We start from the raw sequence: 17,947 nt of genomic DNA on the forward strand, positions 1-17,947 counted from the left end.
GATCGGACATCGTCCGCGAGGTGTCCCGGATCGCGGTCGTCGGCAGCGTCAACCTCGACCTCGTGGCCCGGGTCCCCCGGTTGCCCGCTCCCGGCGAGACGCTCGCCGCAGGCGACCTGCAGCGGGTGCCCGGCGGCAAGGGCGCCAACCAGGCGCTCGCGGCGCGGCGCCTCGGCGCTGAGGTGACCCTGGTGGCCGCGGTCGGTGCCGACCCCGCCGCCGAGGAGGCCCTCGCCCTGCTGCACAGCGACGGCGTGCGGCTCGACAGGCTGCGCCGGGAGCCCGCGCACCCCACCGGACACGCGCTGATCACGGTGGACGACTCCGGTGAGACCACGATCGTCGTCGCTGCAGGCGCCAACGCGGCCCTGCAGGTCACGCCGGACGACGTCCGCGGCGCCGACGCCGTCCTCACCGTGCTGGAGATCCCTGACGCCGCGGTGACGGCCACCGTGGAGCAGGCCGACGGGCTCGTGGTGCTCAACGCCGCGCCCGCCAGGGCGCTCCCGCCCGCACTGCTCCGCAAGGTCGACCTGGTGGTCGTCAACACCTCGGAGTACGCCGCGATCGACGGGCTCGACGCCGCGGGCGCCGTGGCCGTCACGTCGGGCGCCGCCGGCGCCGTGCTGCGCCGGGGCGGCCGGGAGGTGGCCCGTGCTCAGCCCCCACCGGTCACGGTCGTCGACGGTACCGCGGCAGGCGACACCTTCACCGCCGCGCTCGTGGTGGCCCTGCTCGACGGCGCGTCCGATGCCGACGCGCTGCGCCGGGCGTGCGCGGCCGGGGCGCTGACCGTGACGCGGCCCGGGGCCCAGCCGTCCCTGCCCACCGCCGCCGAACTGGCGGCCGTCCTGTGACTCCGCTGATCATCGACACCGACCCGGGTGTGGACGACGCCGTGGCCATCATGCTGGCGCTCGCCTCGCCGGAGGTCGATCTGCGGGCCGTGACCACCGTGTTCGGCAACGTGCCGCTGCGGAGGACCACGGAGAACGCCGGGCGGCTCCTCGCCCTCTGCGACCGGTCCGACGTTCCGCTCGGTGTCGGCGCCGACCGCCCTCTCGTGCACCCGCAGCGCCAGCGCGCCGAGGCGTGGCACGGCGGCGACGGGATCGGCGGCCGCGCCGACGCGCTACCCGCCCCTGCCGCAGAACCGGACCCGCGAGGTGCCGTCGGGCTGATGGCGTCGGTGCTGGCCGCGGCCACCGAACCGGTGACGATCGTGCCGATCGGGCCACTGACCAACATCGCGCTGCTGCTCGCGGTGCATCCGGAGCTGGCACCGCGGATCGGGCGGATCGTCGCGATGGGTGGCTCGCTGGGCGCGGGCAACACCGGAGGTGTCGCCGAGTTCAACGTCCACTGCGACCCGGAGGCCGCGCACCGGGTGTTCACCCAGACCGACGTGCCCGTGACGATGGTGCCGCTCGACCTCACGCAACGGTGTACCGCCACCGCCGACTGGCTCGGCGCGCTCGCGGCCGGAGGTCCCCGGTGCGCCGAGCTCGCGGAGGTGGTCGGCCACTACCACGCGGCCTACCGCACCCGGTACGGCGTGGACGCCGTCGCGCTCCACGACGCACTCGCCGTGCTGGAGGCGGCGGTGCCGGGCACGCTGGTGACCACCGCGCTCCCGATCCACGTGGCCTGCGACCTCGGACCGGCCAGAGGAGCCACCGTCGCCGTGCCGGACGCCGCCGGGGAGCCGGTGCGCGTCGCTCTCGACGCCGATCCGCAGGCCGTGCTGGCCGAGATACTGGCCCGCCTACTGCGCCTGGGCTGACGTGCACTCCTAGGAGCGCGCTGAACAACTCGGCCCTACTGCGCGGTGCTGTTCAGCACCCTCCTAGGCCAGCCCGTTCTCGATGGCGTAGCGCACCAGGGCGGCGCGGCTGCGCAGGCGCAGCTTGCGCAGCACGTTCTGCACGTGGTTCTCCACCGTGCGCGGCGACAGGACCAGCCGGGTGGCGATCTGGCGGGCGGTGAGCCCGTCGACCACGAGGCGCAGCACGTCCGCCTCCCGTTCGGTGAGCCGCCGGGCCCCTTCCTGCGGATCAACGGGCCTGCCGACCTCGTCCAGCACCACGTCGGCGAGCCCGGGGCTGAACACGGCGTGCCCGGCCGCGGTGCGGCGCACGGCGTCGGCCAGGTCCTCCGCCGTGACGGGCGCGACGAGATGGCTGGTGGAACCGGCCTGTACGGCGGAGAGCACGGCAGCGTGGTCGGGGGTGGCGGTCAGGGTGAGGATCGCGGCCTGCGGGACCGCCGCGGTGACGGACCCGATCACCGCGAGCGCGGCCCGGCCCTCGGCGAGATCCACGACGACCACCTGCGGGCGTAGCCCGAACACCAGCTGCACGGCGTCGCGGGGCGCGACCGTGCCGAGCAGGTCGACGCCCCGGCTGGCGAGCACCGGAGCCGGGTACGCGCCTCCCGCGAACGCACCGACGAGCACGGCGGTGGCCGGACGACCGGCCTCCTCCTCGCTGCCCGCCCGCCCGTCCGCGGCGCCCACGATCATGAGGCGGATCCTCCCAAGGAGTTACGCCGGGAGGAAACCGTTCGCAGAGGACCACCCGTTCGCCGCGTGAAGATCACGTCGAGTGATCAACCGTCGGCCAGACCCCGCTCAATGGCGTAACGCACGAGCTGCGCCCGGTTGTGCAGCTGCAGCTTCCGGAGTGTGTTCTGCACGTGGCTCTCCACCGTGCGGTGCGACAGCACCAGGCGCTCGCCGATCTGGCGGGCCGTGAGGCCCTTGGCCACCAGCCGCAGCACCTCGGTCTCCCGTTCCGTGAGCACCGGCGCCTCGCCGCCGGTGGCGCCCGGCTCGCCGGCCAGCCGCCGGTACTCCCCCAGTACCAGCCCCGCCAGGCCGGGCGTGAACACCGGAAAGCCCTCGGCGGTGCGCCGGACCGCGGCGAGCAGCTCGTCGGCCCCCGCCGACTTCAGCAGGTAGCCGTTGGCCCCGGCCTTCACCGCCTCCAGCACGTCGCTGTGCTCGGCGCTCGCCGACAACACGAGGATCCGGGTCTCGGGGAGCTTCCCGAGGATCCCCTCGATCGCCCGCACCCCCGACGACGCGCCGAGGTTGAGATCCATCAGCACCACGCGCGGCCTGGTGGCGAACGCGATCCGCACCGCCGCGTCCGCGTCCGCGGCGGTCGCGATCACCGTCAGCCCGCGTTCGGTCAGGTCGCGCGCCACGCCCTCCCGCCAGATCGGATGGTCGTCCACGACCATCACCGTGATCGCGTCGCTCTCCTCCGTCATGCCGGCACCTTCCGCTGCGGGAGCCTGATCGTCCAGTCCGTGCCCCGGTCCGGCCCGGTGTCGCAGGAGATCGTGCCTCCGAGGTCGAGCACCCGGCCCCGCATCGAGCGGGCCACGCCCAACCGCCCTTCGGCCTCCGCCGCGTCCAGCCTGCCGTCGGGGATGCCGGGGCCCTCGTCGCGCACGCTGATCTGCACGCCGTCACCGGTGTCCTCGAGCAACACCCAGGCCGGCGCCTGCGGGCCGACGTGGACCTCGACGTTCGCGAGCGCGGCACCGGCCACCGCCACCAGCTCGTCGACGACGTGCGCGGGCAGCTCGACCCGGTGCGCCGGCGTCGACACGCTGACGTACTCGCAGGCGAGCACCCGCAGGGCCGCGGCGAGGTCACGCCTGCCGTTGACGTCGACGGGCGCCGCCCCGGTGGTCAGCAGCGTCCGCAGCGTGAACTCCTGCTTCCCGGCCAGCTCACCCAGCTCCCCCGCGGGGCCGCCCAGCTCGGCGCCCCGCCGCCGCACGTACCCGAGCACCTGCAGGACGCCGTCGTGGACCGCGCGCGTCAACCGCTCCCGTTCGGCCATCGCCGCCTCGGCGGCGACGGCGAGCCGCAGCCGCTCGGCGGCACGCCGCAGCACCGCGGACGCGAAACCGATCGTCACCGCGACGAGAAAGAGCAGCTGGATGTCGTGCAGCTCGTCCCGCCAGTGGGCCTGGAACGCCACCAGCGCGAGCGACATGGTCGCGGCGCCCGCGAGCCCACCGCGCACCCCGTAGACGAGCGCGCAGGCCAACACCGCGCCCGGCGTCCAGATCGAACCCATCACCGGCGCGTCCGCGGCGAACTGGGCCGGGGTCTGCACGAAGGGGGTGGTCGCCATCACCGCGACGGTGACCGCGACGTCGACCACCGCGATCAGGCCGCACCGGTCCCGCAACCCCGGCAGCGCACCGAGGTAGCCGGCGCCGCTGACCGCCGTCCAGACCGCCATCACCACGAGCACCGCCACCGCGGTCGCCGGCCGGGCGTAGCTGTCCAGCGAGAACAGGACGCCGCCCGAGGTGGTCAGCAGCGCCAGCACCCGGTAGACCAGCAGGCCGCGCCACAGCGGTGCGAGCGGCTGTTCGGTGTCGGCGGCTGTCGGCGTCGTCACGGTCCCATCCTGGCCGACGCGGCGCGATCGGTGATCGCGAACTACCGGGATCTCGTCCCCGTGACGAGCGCATTGTAGAACCACGCCCTCGGCACGACCCGGGTGAGCACGCGCTGGTCCAGCCACGACAGCCGCTGCCAGGAGCGGTAGGCGAACATCGCCCAGCCCATGCCGAGCTTCCCCGGCGGCACCGCGGCCTCGAACGTCCGTACCGGCCAGCCCAGCATCGCCGCGGTGAACTCCTCGGTGACCACGCGGGCGTCCGCCGCCCCGGCCCGGCGGGCGATGTCCTCGAGCGCGGCCGGGTCGAACGTGTGGATGTCGACCACGGCCTCCAGCGCGGCGGCCCGGGACGACTCGTCCAGCTCCGCCTGCGGGCGCCGCCACCCCCGCAGGGCGGGCAACCGGGTGATCGTCGTGGCCGCCTTCCAGGTGAGCGCGCCGAGGCGGCGAGCGTAGGCGTCACCGATCGTGGTGGGCTCCCCGGCGAACACGAACCGGCCGCCCGGCTTCAGCACCCGCAGCACCTCGCGCAGCGCAAGCTCGACGTCCGGGATGTGGTGCAGCACGGCGTGCCCGACCACCAGGTCGAACGTCTCGTCCTCGTACGGGATGCGCTCGGCGTCGGCCACCCGGCCGTCGACGTCGAGCCCGAGGCCGCCGGCGTTGCGCAGGGCGGCCTGCACCATGCCCGGCGAGAGGTCCGTGACCGACCCGCGCTTCGCGACGCCCGCCTGCATGAGGTTGAGCAGGAAGAAGCCGGTGCCGCAGCCCAGTTCCAGCGCGCGCTCGTAGGGCCGGTCCCCCTCGCCGGCCACCAGCCGGAACCGGTCGGCGGCGTAGGTGATGCAGCGCTCGTCGTAGGAGATCGACCACTTGTCGTCGTACGAGCCCGCCTCCCAGTCGTGATAGAGGACGTTGGCCAGCTTCCGATCGTGCTGGGCAGCCGCCACCTGTTCAGCGGTGGCGTGCGGGTTCGGGGCCGGGTCCGTACTCATGGGTAGGGAGCATATGGGGCGCGCTTCAGCGTCCGCTGAACGTCGCCTTTCCCGGACCCTTCTCCACGAACGACGTCATACCGGCCGTCCGGTCCTCGGTGGCGAAGAGCGCCGCGAAGAGCTCCGCCTCCAGGTCCAGGCCGCTGCGCAGGTCGACGTCGAGGCCTCCGTCGATCGCCTTCTTGGCCGCCGCCAGCGCCACGGCCGGACCGGTGGCGAACTGCTCGGCCCAGGCCCGGGCCGCTGCGTAGACCTCGTCGGCCGGCACGACCTGGTCGACGAGACCGATCGCCAGCGCCTCCTCCGCCCCGACCATCCGGCCGGTGAAGATCAGGTCCTTCGCCCGCGACGGCCCGATCAGCCGGGCCATCCGCTGGGTGCCGCCGCCACCGGGGATGATCCCCAGCAGGATCTCCGGCTGGCCGAGCTTCGCGTTGTCGCCGCACACCCGCCGGTCACAGCCGAGTGCCACCTCCATCCCGCCGCCGAGCGCGTAGCCGGTGATCGCCGCGACCGTCGGCTTGGGGATCTCCGAGATCGCCCCGAAGCAGGCGGAGAGCCTGCGCGCGACCGGGGCGACGTCGGAGTACGACATGGCCGTCATCTCCTTGATGTCGGCGCCCGCCGCGAACACCTTCTCCCCGCCGTACACGACCACGGCACGGACGTCCGCCCGCCGCGTGGCCTCCTCGGCAGCGGCTTTCAGCTCCTCCTGTACCTGCCGGCTGAACGCGTTCATCGGGGGCCGATCCAGCCGGATCGTCCCCACACCGCCGTCGACCTCGAGGCTCACGAATTCGCTCACGGGCCGACCCTAGATCAGGGGGTGTGCAGCCCGTGGGTTCCGGGGAGGCCCTACCGCAGCCAGGCCGTGTAGCGGCCGCGGCGGCGCTGCACCTTCAGCGGGATGCCGAAGGTGGCGGTCAGGTTCTCGTCGGTCAGGACGTCGTCGAGCAGCCCGGCGGCCACCACCCCGCCCTCACGCAGCAGGAGGCCGTGGCTGTAGCCGACCGGGATCTCCTCCACGTGGTGGGTGACCAGCACCGACGCCGGCGCGTCCGGGTCGGCGGCCAGGGTCGCGAGCCGCCCGACGAGGTCCTCACGGCCGCCGAGGTCGAGCCCGGCGGCGGGTTCGTCGAGCAGCAGCAGCTCGGGGTCGGTCATCAGCGCCCTGGCGATCAGGGTGCGCTTGCGCTCGCCCTCCGACAGCGTCCCGAAGGTCCGCTCGGCCAGGCCGCGCACCCCCAGCGCGTCCAGGAGCTGCTCCGCCCGCTCGGTGTCGGTCGTGTCGTACTGCTCCCGCCAGCGGCCCAGCACCCCGTACCCGGCGCTGACCACGACGTCCTGCACCGTCTCGTCGCCCGGGACGCGCATCCCGAGCGCGGCCGAGCTGAGGCCGATCCGGGTGCGCAGCTCGAACACGTTGACCCGGCCCAGCCGTTCGCCCAGCACGTGCACCGTGCCCGCCGTCGGGTGCAGCTCCGCAGCGGCGAGCCGCAGCAGGGTGGTCTTGCCCGCCCCGTTGGGCCCGAGCACCACCCAGCGCTCGTCGAGCTCCACGGCCCAGTCGACGTCGTGCAGCAAGGTCGACTTGCCCCTCCGGACGACGACGCCCTCCATCCCGATGACGAGGTCGGTGCCGTCGAGGTCGGTGTCGGTCCGCGCCCCGTCTCCAACGACGCTGCGTGGGCTGACGCTCCGTGGGTTGTTGCCTGCGGTGAGGAAGGACTCAGATTGCGATCCCGGCGCTGCCACGGGCCCTATCCTCGCCGATCGTGCCGGTCTTCCCACTGGGTGCCCATGCCGACGACGGCGGGGTCCGCTTCGCGGTGGCCTCCACCAGCGCGGACGCCGTAGAAGTGTGTCTCGTGGACGGTCCGGACGACGGGCTGACCGAGAAGCGGGTCGCGCTCACGGAACGCACGTTCGGCGTCTGGCACGGGTACCTCGCCGGGGTGACACCCGGGCAGCGCTACGGGTACCGCGTGCACGGCCCGTACCGGCCGTGGGACGGGCTGCGGGCCAACCCCGCGAAGATCCTCGCCGACCCCTACGCGCGGCGGATCACCGGCCGCGTCACCGATCTGTACGCCGCCCGCGGCTGGGTGGACGACCCGATGACGGGCCTGCTGAGCACCGTCGACTCGCTCGGGCACGTGCCGCTCTCGGTGGTGAGCGAGCCCGACGTCCTCGCGGGCGGCCCCCGGCCGGACGTGCCGTGGTCGGAGACCGTGATCACCGAACTGCACGTCCGCGGCTACACGAAGCTGCACCCCGAGGTGCCGCCCGAGCACCGCGGCACCTACCTCGGGCTCGCGCATCCGGCCGTGGTCGAGCACCTGAGCAGGCTCGGTGTCACGGCCGTCGAGCTGTTGCCGGTGGCGTCCATCGCCGAGGAGCCACCGCTGCTGCAGGGCGGCCGCACCAACTACTGGGGCTACGCCACGCTCGGCTTCCTCGCCCCGCACGCCGGGTACGCGAGCAGGCCGGGTGCGGAGGTCGAGGAGTTCCGCACCATGGTGGCCGCGCTGCACGCCGCGGGCATCGAGGTGATCCTCGACTTCGTCCCGAACCACACCGCGGAGGGTGGGGTCGGGGGCACCACGCTGTCCTACCGCGGCCTCGACGCGCCCGCGTACTACTCGCTGGGCGGCAACGGCCACGACGCCGACATCACCGGCACCGGCAACACCCTCGACGCCGGCTCGCCCACCGTGATCCGGCTGGTGTGCGACGCGATGCGGCACTGGGTCACCGTCTTCGGCGTCGACGGCTTCCGCATCGACCTCGCCAGCGTGCTCGGCAGGCCGCGGTCGGGGGCGTTCGACCCGCACTCGGCCCTGCTGACCGCGATCGCGGTCGACCCGGTGCTGTCCCGGGTGAAGCTCATCGCCGAGCCGTGGGACGCCACCGGCGAGGGTTACCGGGTCGGCGGGTTCGGCGTGGCCTGGTCGGAGTGGAACGGCCGCTACCGCGACGCGGTGCGCGACTTCTGGCGCGGCCACGGCGGCATCGGCGAGGTCGCGTCCCGGCTGACCGGCAGCTCGGACCTGTACCGGCTGTCCGGCCGCCGCCCGTGGGCGTCGGTCAACTTCGTCACAGCGCACGACGGGTTCACCCTGCGTGACCTGGTGTCCTACGAGCGCAAGCACAACGAGGCCAACGGCGAGCACAACCGCGACGGCACCGACGACAACCGCTCCCAGAACTTCGGCGTCGAGGGCGAGACGTCCTCTCCGGTGCTCGTCTCCCGCCGGCTGGCCACGGCCCGCGCGATGCTCGCCACGCTGCTGCTGTCGACGGGCACCCCGATGCTGCTCGGCGGCGACGAGCTGTGGCGCACCCAGCGGGGCAACAACAACGCCTACTGCCTGGACGACGAGACGTCGTGGGTGGACTGGACGGGCGGGGCGGGGGCGGACTCGCTCTCCGCGTTCACCGCACGGGTGGCGGAGATCCGGCGCAGCTCACCCGCGCTGCACCGGGACCGCTTCTACCGGGACGGCGAGGTGCTCTGGTGGCATCCGTCGGGGCGCCGGATGGGTGGGCACGACTGGCACGACGGCCGCCTGCACAGCCTCGGCCTGCTGCGTGGGGAGTGGCTGCTGTTCCTGCACGCGGGCGACCCGGCACTGGCCGCGACGCTGCCCAAGGGAGGCCCGTACACGCCCGTGCTGGACAGCACCCGGCCGGACGGGGTCCCGGTGAGCCGGCGCCCGCTCCCCAGCAGCACGACCATCACCCTCCCGCCCCGGTCGCTGCTGCTCCTGCGCGCCTGACGGCGGGAGGGTCTCCGCTCAGCCGAAGAAGGCCATCAGCTCGCGGGCGAGGTCCTCGGGCCGTTCCTCGGACAGGTAGTGGCCCGCACCCGGGAACTCGACGAAGCGGGTGTCCGACGCCCGTCCTTCGGTGAGCGCCTTGACGAAGGGGAAGTAGATGCCCCCCATTCCCAGCACCGGCATCCGGAGCACCGGGTACTTCTTCGCGTCCTCGATGTCGTCGTAGAACGTCTGGTACCAGCGGTTGCTCGCCCGGACGGCGCCCGGCTGGTCGTAGGCCTCGGCGTAGATGGCCCGGCTGCGCTCGTCGATCGCCTCCGGCGGGGTGCCCATGTAGTCGATCAACCAGTCCACGACCAGGCGGAACCGACCGGCGAGCAGCTTCTCGGGCAGGTCCTCGACCTGGTTGAAGGCGAACCACCACAGGTTGGGTCCGTCCGCGGTGGGCAGCAGCGGGAACGAGCGGAACGACTCGTCCGGATGCCCGGGTTCCCAGAGGGCCAGCTTCGTGGTGGCCTCGGGGTGGTTCGCCGCGAAGCTGAACGCCACCATCGAGCCGATGTCCTCACCGGCGATGCCGACCCGGTCATAGCCCAGCGAGCGCACGAGCCCGTGGATGTCCGAGGCCATCGTCTTCTTGTCGTAGCCGCCGTCGGGCTTGTCCGACTCGCCCATGCCCCGCATGTCGACGGCGATCACGCGGTGCCGCTTCGCCAGGATCGGCATGACCTTGCGGAACTGCCACCACGTCCTCGGCCACCCGGGCAGCAGCACCAGTGGCGTTCCCTCCCCGCCGCTGACGTAGTGCAGCCGGATCCCGTTGACCTCGGCGTAACCGTCCTCGAACCCGTCGAGCATGCCGCTCCCCCATAGTTGAACAGTGATTCACATTCCTAGCACGTTCGTGAACGCCCGCTCAAGATGAACTAGGCTGCGCGCGTGCCACGCCGACGCAGCTTCGACGAGACCGAGGTCGTCGAACGCGCCATGGAGATCTTCTGGACCCAGGGGTACGAGGCCACCTCGTACACCGACCTGACGACGCACGTCGGTCTCCACCCGGGCAGCCTCTACCGGGCCTTCGGTGACAAGCAGGCGATCTTCCTGCGTGCCCTCGAGCACTACCGCGACTCGCAGGCCCGAACCCTCGCCCCCTTCCTGCTGGCAGGCGGTCCCGTCCTGCCGCGGATCCGGGCGGTACTCGTGGGCTATCTCGATCTGGCGGCCCAGCAACGGCCGTCCCCGCGCGGCTGCCTGATCGCCAACACGGCAGGCGAGCGGCTTCCCGGTGACGCGGCCGTGTCCGCGCATCTCGCGGAGATCCTCGCGCTCGTCGAGGACGGGTTCCTGCAGGGCCTGCGCAAGGCCGCCCAGGAGGGCGAGGTGGGGCCCGACGTGGACCTGCCGGCCTCGGCCGCCATGTTGACCATGCTGCTCGAGGGCCTCCAGGTCCTGGTCAAGTCCGATCCGGACCCACAGCGCCTCACTCGTGCCGTGGACAGGGCGCTTGCCGCGCTCGCCGCGCACACAGACGTGAGCGCGCCCGAAGAGGTGGCCTCGACCGCCTGACCCGGCCCGTCGCAGTGGTTACGCTGCCCGCGTGCCCCGCTACGACTTCCGCTGCCGCGGCTGTGGTTCGACCTTCGAGGTCAGCCGTCCGATGAGCGCGGCGAGCGACCCCGCCCGCTGCCCCGCCGGCCACGACGACACGGTCAAGCTGCTCACCACCGTGGCCGTCGGCGGACTGAGCTCCGGCTCGCAGGCCGCGCCCGCCCGCGTCGGTGGAGGCGGCGGCGGGTGCTGCGGGGGCGGCTGCTGCGGCGGCTGAGCCCGCCCACCCGTCGGACGACCCGCGCGGGAGTTCTGGTGGTTGTCCGGCTCCGTTCACCTCGACTCGGGCACGAAGCCGGTATCGATCACTAACTTCTCCAGCCGCGGCCCCGGCGGCCGCGGCACGGCGATGGCAGCGGGAGAGGTAGGCGTTCATGGGTCGGCGTTCGCGTCTGGTCGGACGGGGGGCCGCTGCCGCGGTACTCGCGGTCCTGGCACTTCTCCCGGGTGCCGGCGGCGCCATCGCGGCGCCGAGTCCGGGCCCGGGCGCCACGAGCTCCGACGGCGATCTGGCGGCGGACCTCGCGGCCGTGGACCGGTCGACGGCGTGGACGCAGCTGTCGACGGTGAAGCTGAACTTCCCGACCTACCACCCGGAAGGTCTCGTCGTCACGGCCGACCGGTTCTACCTCAGCTCGACACAGATCATCGAACCCACCCAGACCTACCCCGCGCCCGTCGACGGGTTCGACCGCACACCTGGGAAGGGCATCGGCCACCTGTTCGTCATCGACCGGACCGGGAAGCTCCTCAAGGACGTCGTGCTCGGCCACGGCGACGTCTACCACCCGGGCGGCATCGACCTGCACGGCAACGACCTGTGGGTGCCCGTGGCGCAGTACCGGCCGGGCAGCACGGCCGAGATCGACCGCGTGGACGTGCGGACCCTCGAGGTCACCCGGGAGTTCACGGTCGACGACCACATCGGTGGCGTCGTCTACGACGCCTCCACCGGTCATCTCGTCGGCAACAACTGGGGCTCGCGCACGTTCTACGAGTGGACGCCGAGCGGCAAGCCCGTCACCACCTGGAAGAACCCGGAGAACCTGGTGGACTTCCAGGACTGCCAGTACGTCCCGAAGGGGAAGATGGCCTGCGGAGGCATCACGAACCTCCCTCAGACGCCGAGCGCAGGCGGTGCGAAAGCCACCTACGAGCTCGGGGGAATCGCGCTGCTCGACCTGCGGACGCACTCCGTCGTCAACGAGTTCCCGTTCCAGCAGTGGTCCGCGGCAGGCCACGTCATGACCCGCAACCCGCTGAAGCTCAGCGCCGACGGGGACGGCATCACGATGTGGGCGGCCCCGGACAACGGCGAGGAGAGCGCAGGCACCCAGATCTACACCTGGCAGGCAACGGTCCCGAAGCGGAGCTGACCACCGCCCGGTTCAGGCCGGAAGCGGCGTCGCGGAGAAGACCCCGTCCGGGTCGAACTCCCGCTTCAGCCGCTGCAGGCGGGGCAGGTTGGCGCCGTAGGCCTCCGCGATCTGGTCGGTGGCCTCAGGCCCGAGCACGTTGGGATAGCCGCCGGGCAGCGAGTACGGGGCCAGCGCGCGGCTCAGCCCGTCGGCCCACGTCTCGTGGGGAGTCGCGTCCTCCGACGGTTCCCACGTGGCGATGATCTGCAGCATGAAGTGGTCGCTGCGCTGTGCGAACGCGGTGGCGGCCACCGGCACGCGCGCCGCGGCGCCGCGCAGGTACTGCCAGGAGATCACGGAGAACTCCGACGACCGCGCGTCGACCGCCGCGACGATGGCCGCGACCGCCTCGGGCCGCAGCGCGGCCAGCGAGCGCGTGCGGAACACGATGTGGCGGCCGTTCACGACCCGCGAGTCGGCCGGGCCGAAGGTGTCCAGGAACGGCATGGGCCGCACCTGGTGCACCACCGGGTCACCCAGTTCCGCGAACCGGGCCAGCACGTGCTCGCCCTCCGCCGGGTCGCCGGACCAGACCGGCGCGAGAAGGAGCGCCGGGGCGCCCCCCGGCCCCGAGGAGATGGCTCCCACCACGCCCAGCTCGTCGGGTGCCGATGCCGCCAGTTCGGCGTGGCCGCGCAGCACCGCCTCCGCCTGCGACCACGGGAACACGATCGGCCCGGAGAGCACGGTGCGGACCGGGTGGAGCCGGATCCGCATCGCGGTGACCACTCCGACGTTGCCCCCGCCACCGCGCAGCGCCCAGAACAGGTCGGTGTTGTGGGACTCGTCGGCGGTGGCCACGGCGCCGTCGGCGAGCACGACCTCCACCCCGACCAGGTTGTCGAGCGCGAGGCCGTAGCGGGGGCTCAGCGGGCTGTAGCCGCCGGCGAGGGTGAACCCGGCGACGCCGACCATGCTGACCGTGCCGAGAACCGCGGCGAGCCCGTGGGCTGCGGCAGCGCCGGCGAGGTCGGCGGACGTCGCGCCCCCCGCCACGACGGCGACCCGGGCGCCTGCATCGATCTCGACGGCGTTCATCCTGGTCAGGTCGATCACGAGACCCTCGTGCCGCAGGGCTCTGCCCGCCCAGTCGTGGCCGCCGACGCGCACCGAGAGCGGCAGGCCGCAGGAGCGGGCCGTACGCACGGCCGCCTGCACGTCCTCGGTGTTCTCGCACATCACGAACAACGCGGGCCGATGCTCCACACCGCCGTTCCAGATCTCGCGGGCGTGGGCGTACCCGCTGTCGGCGGGCAGGAGAACGTGACCTTTGAGCTGGGGACCCAACTCCTCGGCCGCCCGTAATGCCCGCGCAGTGAAATCATCCGGCATTGAACCGACGCTACCCCGCGCCCCACCGGTTCATGGGCCGATTCATTTCACGGGGAATTCCACAGAAATGTCGCCGTTCCACGATTTGCACGCTTACGGCATTCGGCGCCGAGCCACCCGGTCAGTCGCTGGGCAGCTGTTCGCGCAGCACCGTGCCCACGGCGGTGGGTTCGCGGCCGAGCAAGCCGGCCAGTGTCGGGTCGACAGCGGCGAATTCGGCGGCGCGGCTGGCGACGAAGACGCCGAGCAACTGGTCGGCCGTCTCGGCGGGCACGCCGCGGCCCACCAGGTGGTTGCGGAACTGGTCGTCGGACGCGGTGGTCCTGGTGATGGTGCGGCCCGTGATGTCGGTGGCGATGCGGGCGATGCCGTCGAAGGTGAGCGCCTGTGCCGCGGTGAGCGACGGCGTGGGGCCCTCGAAGCGGCCTTCGTCCGCCAGGATGGCGGCGGCTGCTGCGGCGAGGTCGGCGTGCGCGGTCCAGCTGACCGGCCCGTCCGCGGGGAGGACGACCTCGCCGGATTGCATGGCGTGGCCCAGGAACTGCACCGCGCTGGCGGCGTAGAAGCCGTTACGCAGCGAGGTGAACGGCACGCCGCAGGCGCGCAGTGCTTCCTCGGTGGCGGCGTGGTCGCGGCAGGGCTGGAAGTGCGACGAGGCGCTGGCGCCCATGTGGCTGGTGTAGAGGATGCGGCGGGCTCCCGCCGCGACGGCCCCGTCGATCGCGGCACGGTGCTGCCGCACAGCCTCGTCGCCCATCTTGTCGACGGAGACGATCAGCACCTGGGTGGCGCCCTCGAAGGCGTGAGCCAGGCTGCCGGCGTCGGTGAAGCTGCCCTGGCGCACCCGTACGCCATGGTCGGCGATCGCTTGCGCCTTCTTCGGGTCGCGGACGCTGAGGCCGACCTGGTCCGCCGGCACGCGGGTCAACAGCTGTTCGACGATCTGGCGTCCGAGCAGTCCGGTGGCTCCGGTCACGATGATCATTACGCGCTCCAGCGATCTAGTTCCAGTGGAATCAGAACTAGCGTATCATCGATACTAACGATGCCAGCACCCGTGCGGTATCGTTGATACCATGCCCCCCGTCGACTCCGACACCACAGCCATGGGCCGCGAGCAGGCCCGGCAGCGCATCATCGAGGCCGCCGCCGAACTGCTGGCGCGCGATGGCCGCGACGCGGTCACCACCCGCGCGGTCGCGGCCGCGGCAGGCGTGCAGGCGCCGGCCATCTACCGCCTGTTCGGCGACAAGGACGGGCTGCTCGAAGCCCTTGCCGAGCACGGCTTCGCCGCGTTCCTCGCGACCAAGCACGTCGACCCCCACCCGCAGGACCCCATCGAGGACCTGAGGGCCGGCTGGGACCTGGCGGTCGAGTTCGGCCTTGCCAATCCCGCCCTGTACACGCTGATGTACAGCGAGCCCGCCGGAGTCACATCGACCGCCTTCCAGGCCGGCATGGAGATCCTGAGGGGCCGTATCCGGCACCTCGCCGCCGGCGGCTGGCTCCGCGTCGACGAGGAACTTGCGGCCACGCTCATCCACGCCACCGGACGCGGCGCGGTCCTCACCTGGCTGTCCCTGCCCGAAGACCGGCGCAACCGTGCCCTGCTGACCATTCTTCGCGAGTCCATGGTTGCCGCCGTGACCACCCAGGAGCCGGCCGTCGAGGACGCGGGCGCGGCCGGCGCCGCCCGCGCCCTGCGCGCCGCACTGCCCGAACAGACGACCCTCAGCGCCGCGGAGGAGCAGCTACTGAGGGAATGGCTGGACCGCCTCACCTCCGGCAGCTGAGCCCGGATCCACCGGGTGCGGGCTCAGTGGGCCAGCACGACCTTGCCCAGCTCCGCCGCCGTGGCGAGCAGCGGGTGGGCGGGCAGGACCCGCACCGTGTAACCGGTGAGCCCGGCGTGCGGGAGCTTCACCACGGCCTCGAACCGGTCCCCGGCCCCGTCGGCCTCGCCGACGTGCTGCATGGCCACCGTCACCGCATCGGCCAGGTCGTCGGTGTGGCCGACGCGCCCCACGACGGCCTCCACGGTGACGTCCTCCGGGCGCAGGCCCGCGAGCTGCACGGCGGCGCGCACGGTCATGGGCGCCCCGACCTCGGGGGTGTCCGGCAGGCCGGAGGCGTCCACCCCGGTGACCTCCACGTGGGTCCACGCCGCGTTGAGCCGGGCGCGGTAGTCGGCCAGCTCACGCGCCGGGCCGAAGTCGTCGGCGACGATCCGCGCGGCCGCGCGGGCGGCGGGCGCGTACCAGTCCTCGACGTACTCGCGCACCATGCGGGTGGCCTGTACCTGCGGGCGCAGCGTGGTGAACGTGTGGCGCACCAGCTCGGTCCAGCGCAGCGGCACGCCGTCGGTGCGCTCGTAGAACGCCGGCGCCACCTGGGTGGCCAGCAGCTCGTAGAGCGCGTTGGCCTCGAGGTCGTCGCGCTTGACCGGGTCGTCGATCCCGTCGGCGGTGGGGATGGCCCAGCCGTTGGCGCCGTCGTAGAGCTCGTCCCACCAGCCGTCGCGGATCGACAGGTTGAGCCCGCCGTTGAGCGCCGACTTCATCCCGGACGTGCCACAGGCCTCCAGGGGGCGCAGCGGGTTGTTCAGCCACACGTCGCAGCCCCAGTAGAGGTAGCGGGCCATCGACATGTCGTAGTCCGGCAGGAAGACGATGCGGTGGCGCACGGCGGGGTCGTCGGCGAAGCGGACGATCTCCTGGATGAGCGCCTTGCCACCGTCGTCGGCGGGGTGGCTCTTGCCTGCGACGACGAGCTGGACGGGCCGGTGCGGATCGAGCAGCAGGTCACGCAGCCTGCCCTTGTCGCGCAGCATGAGCGTGAGGCGCTTGTAGGTGGGGACGCGGCGGGCGAACCCGACGGTCAGCACCTCCGGGTCGAACACCTGGTCGGTCCAGCCCAGCTCGGGGGTGGACGCCCCGCGCTGCAGCCACGCCTCGCGCACCCGGCGCCGGACCTCCGTGACCAGCCGGGCGCGCAGCGCGCGGCGCAGCTCCCAGAGCGTCTCGTCGGACGCCGGCTCCTGTGAGGGCTGGGTGGCGCCCGGCCCGGGGTCGCCGAGCAGCGCCGTGACCTCCCTGGCCTCCCAGGTGTGGCCGTGCACGCCGTTGGTGACGGAACCGATCGGCACCTCGTCGGCGTCGAAGCCCTCCCAGAGCCCGCCGAACATGCTGCGCGACACCGCCCCGTGCAGGCGGGAGACACCGTTGGCGCGCTGGGCGAGCCGCAGCCCCATGTGCGCCATGTTGAACATGTTGGGGTTCTCCTCGGCGCCCAGCGCCAGAATCCGGTCCATCGGCACGCCGGGGAGCACGGTGTCGGAGAAGTAGTGGCGCACCATGTCGACGGGGAAGCGGTCGATACCGGCCGGCACCGGGGTGTGGGTGGTGAACACGGTGCCTGCGCGCACCGCGGCCACGGCTTCGTCGAAGCTGAGCGGCGTCGACCCGTCCGGCGAGCGGTTCAGCAGCTCGCGGATGCGCTCGAGGCCGAGGTAGCCGGCGTGGCCCTCGTTGGTGTGGAACACCTCGGGCTCGGGGTGCCCGGTGGCGGCGCAGAACGCCCGCACCGCGCGCACCCCGCCGATGCCGACGAGGATCTCCTGCCGGATGCGGTGGTCCTGGTCTCCGCCGTAGAGCCGGTCGGTGACGCCGCGGTAGTCGGGCTCGTTCTCCTCGATGTCGGAGTCGAGCAGCAGCAGCGGTACGCGCCCGACCGCCGCCTGCCACACCCGCGCACGCAGCGTGCGCCCGGCCGGCATGGCCACGTCGACGAGCACGGGCTCGCCCGCGGTGTCGGTGAGCAGCTGCAGCGGGAGTCCCTGCGGGTCGAGCACCGGGTAGTGCTCGAGCTGCCACCCGTCCAGCGACAGCGACTGCCGGAAGTACCCCGAGCGGTAGAGCAGCCCCACCCCGATCAGCGGCACACCCAGGTCGGAGGCGGCCTTGAGGTGGTCGCCCGCCAGCACGCCGAGGCCGCCGGAGTAGTTGGGCAGTACCTCGCTGACGCCGAACTCCATGGAGAAGTAGCCGATGGCCGCGGGCAGGCTCTGGTCGTCCTCGCGCTCCATCTGGTACCAGCGCGGCTCGTCGAGGTAGCTCGCCAGGTCGTCGGCGAGCTCCCGGACCGTGACGACCGTGTCGGCGTCCTTGGCCAGCTCACCGAACCGGGCCGAGGAGATCTCCCCCAGCAGCCGGACGGGGTCGTGGCCTGCCCGCTCCCACGCCTCGGGGTCGAGTGCGGCGAACAGATCCTGGGTGGGAGCGTGCCAGCTCCACCGGAGGTTGGTCGCCAGTGTCTGCAGCGGTGCCAGCGGCGTGGGCAGCTGGGCACGAACGGTGAACCGCCGGAGAGCTCTCACGGCGGGAACC

The 17,947-nt window shown here is 72.7% G+C and carries 17 protein-coding genes; 7 read left to right on the plus strand and 10 right to left on the minus strand.

The genetic code is table 11. The features are described 5' to 3' along the window. Nucleotides 1-20: 20 nt before the first annotated feature. Nucleotides 21-857: a ribokinase gene (locus AC5L35_RS13525; RefSeq protein WP_495059959.1), complete on the plus strand. Its 837-nt coding sequence runs from the start codon at nt 21-23 to the stop codon at nt 855-857. Then, nucleotides 854-1,783: a nucleoside hydrolase gene (locus AC5L35_RS13530; RefSeq protein ID WP_495059960.1), complete on the plus strand. Its 930-nt coding sequence runs from the start codon at nt 854-856 to the stop codon at nt 1,781-1,783. Before AC5L35_RS13525 ends, AC5L35_RS13530 begins: the two co-directional genes overlap by 4 nt. Before the next feature lie 63 nt (nt 1,784-1,846). On the opposite strand, the gene AC5L35_RS13535 is transcribed toward AC5L35_RS13530, so the two are convergent. The 6 genes from AC5L35_RS13535 to AC5L35_RS13560 form a co-directional block, all read right to left on the minus strand. Beyond that, complete coding sequence (locus AC5L35_RS13535; protein WP_495059961.1) at nt 1,847-2,521, minus strand: response regulator transcription factor; 675 nt, start codon at nt 2,519-2,521, stop codon at nt 1,847-1,849. 86 nt (nt 2,522-2,607) lie between these two features. Further along, entirely contained in the window at nt 2,608-3,273 is a 666-nt protein-coding gene (locus AC5L35_RS13540; RefSeq protein ID WP_495059962.1) for a response regulator, read from the minus strand. Then, nucleotides 3,270-4,424 carry a MacS family sensor histidine kinase gene (gene macS / locus AC5L35_RS13545; RefSeq protein ID WP_495059963.1) on the minus strand — a complete coding sequence of 385 codons (1,155 nt, stop codon included), beginning with the start codon at nt 4,422-4,424 and terminating at the stop codon, nt 3,270-3,272. Before macS ends, AC5L35_RS13540 begins: the two co-directional genes overlap by 4 nt. Before the next feature lie 41 nt (nt 4,425-4,465). Then, nucleotides 4,466-5,422: a class I SAM-dependent methyltransferase gene (locus AC5L35_RS13550; protein ID WP_495059964.1), complete on the minus strand. Its 957-nt coding sequence runs from the start codon at nt 5,420-5,422 to the stop codon at nt 4,466-4,468. 25 nt (nt 5,423-5,447) lie between these two features. Continuing rightward, nucleotides 5,448-6,227 (minus strand): enoyl-CoA hydratase/isomerase family protein, encoded by a 780-nt coding sequence (locus AC5L35_RS13555; protein WP_495059965.1) that lies wholly within the window; start codon nt 6,225-6,227, stop codon nt 5,448-5,450. A gap of 50 nt (nt 6,228-6,277) precedes the next feature. Beyond that, complete coding sequence (locus tag AC5L35_RS13560; RefSeq protein WP_495060380.1) at nt 6,278-7,042, minus strand: ABC transporter ATP-binding protein; 765 nt, start codon at nt 7,040-7,042, stop codon at nt 6,278-6,280. Nucleotides 7,043-7,197: 155 nt separating this feature from the next. Here AC5L35_RS13560 and glgX point away from each other — a divergent pair, with 155 nt between their 5' ends. Next, nucleotides 7,198-9,201 carry a glycogen debranching protein GlgX gene (gene glgX / locus AC5L35_RS13565; RefSeq protein ID WP_495059966.1) on the plus strand — a complete coding sequence of 668 codons (2,004 nt, stop codon included), beginning with the start codon at nt 7,198-7,200 and terminating at the stop codon, nt 9,199-9,201. Nucleotides 9,202-9,219: 18 nt separating this feature from the next. Here glgX and AC5L35_RS13570 read toward each other — a convergent pair whose 3' ends face one another. Then, a complete protein-coding gene (locus AC5L35_RS13570) occupies nt 9,220-10,059 on the minus strand; it encodes an alpha/beta fold hydrolase (protein ID WP_495059967.1) in 840 nt (279 codons plus the stop codon). An 81-nt stretch (nt 10,060-10,140) separates the two neighbouring features. Between AC5L35_RS13570 and AC5L35_RS13575 the strand changes: the two genes are divergently transcribed. From AC5L35_RS13575 to AC5L35_RS13585, 3 genes are all read left to right on the plus strand, one after another. After that, nucleotides 10,141-10,770, plus strand: a complete 630-nt coding sequence (locus AC5L35_RS13575; protein WP_495059968.1) for a TetR/AcrR family transcriptional regulator — start codon at nt 10,141-10,143, stop codon at nt 10,768-10,770. A gap of 31 nt (nt 10,771-10,801) precedes the next feature. Continuing rightward, complete coding sequence (locus tag AC5L35_RS13580; protein WP_495059969.1) at nt 10,802-11,029, plus strand: FmdB family zinc ribbon protein; 228 nt, start codon at nt 10,802-10,804, stop codon at nt 11,027-11,029. 157 nt (nt 11,030-11,186) lie between these two features. Beyond that, a complete protein-coding gene (locus AC5L35_RS13585; RefSeq protein ID WP_495059970.1) occupies nt 11,187-12,188 on the plus strand; it encodes a DUF6454 family protein in 1,002 nt (333 codons plus the stop codon). Nucleotides 12,189-12,200: 12 nt separating this feature from the next. Here the strand turns inward: AC5L35_RS13585 and AC5L35_RS13590 are convergent, their stop codons facing one another. Beyond that, the gene (locus AC5L35_RS13590; RefSeq protein ID WP_495059971.1) at nt 12,201-13,562 is read right to left on the minus strand and encodes an FAD-binding oxidoreductase; all 1,362 of its coding nucleotides are present in this window, start codon (nt 13,560-13,562) and stop codon (nt 12,201-12,203) included. Nucleotides 13,563-13,683: 121 nt separating this feature from the next. Further along, entirely contained in the window at nt 13,684-14,547 is an 864-nt protein-coding gene (locus AC5L35_RS13595) for an NmrA family NAD(P)-binding protein (protein ID WP_495059972.1), read from the minus strand. A 91-nt stretch (nt 14,548-14,638) separates the two neighbouring features. Between AC5L35_RS13595 and AC5L35_RS13600 the strand changes: the two genes are divergently transcribed. Continuing rightward, nucleotides 14,639-15,355, plus strand: a complete 717-nt coding sequence (locus AC5L35_RS13600; RefSeq protein ID WP_495059973.1) for a TetR/AcrR family transcriptional regulator — start codon at nt 14,639-14,641, stop codon at nt 15,353-15,355. 23 nt (nt 15,356-15,378) lie between these two features. Here the strand turns inward: AC5L35_RS13600 and glgP are convergent, their stop codons facing one another. Beyond that, nucleotides 15,379-17,937, minus strand: a complete 2,559-nt coding sequence (glgP, locus tag AC5L35_RS13605; protein WP_495059974.1) for an alpha-glucan family phosphorylase — start codon at nt 17,935-17,937, stop codon at nt 15,379-15,381. Nucleotides 17,938-17,947: the final 10 nt, after the last annotated feature.

This window comes from Pseudonocardia sp. OZ21 (genome assembly GCF_059359135.1).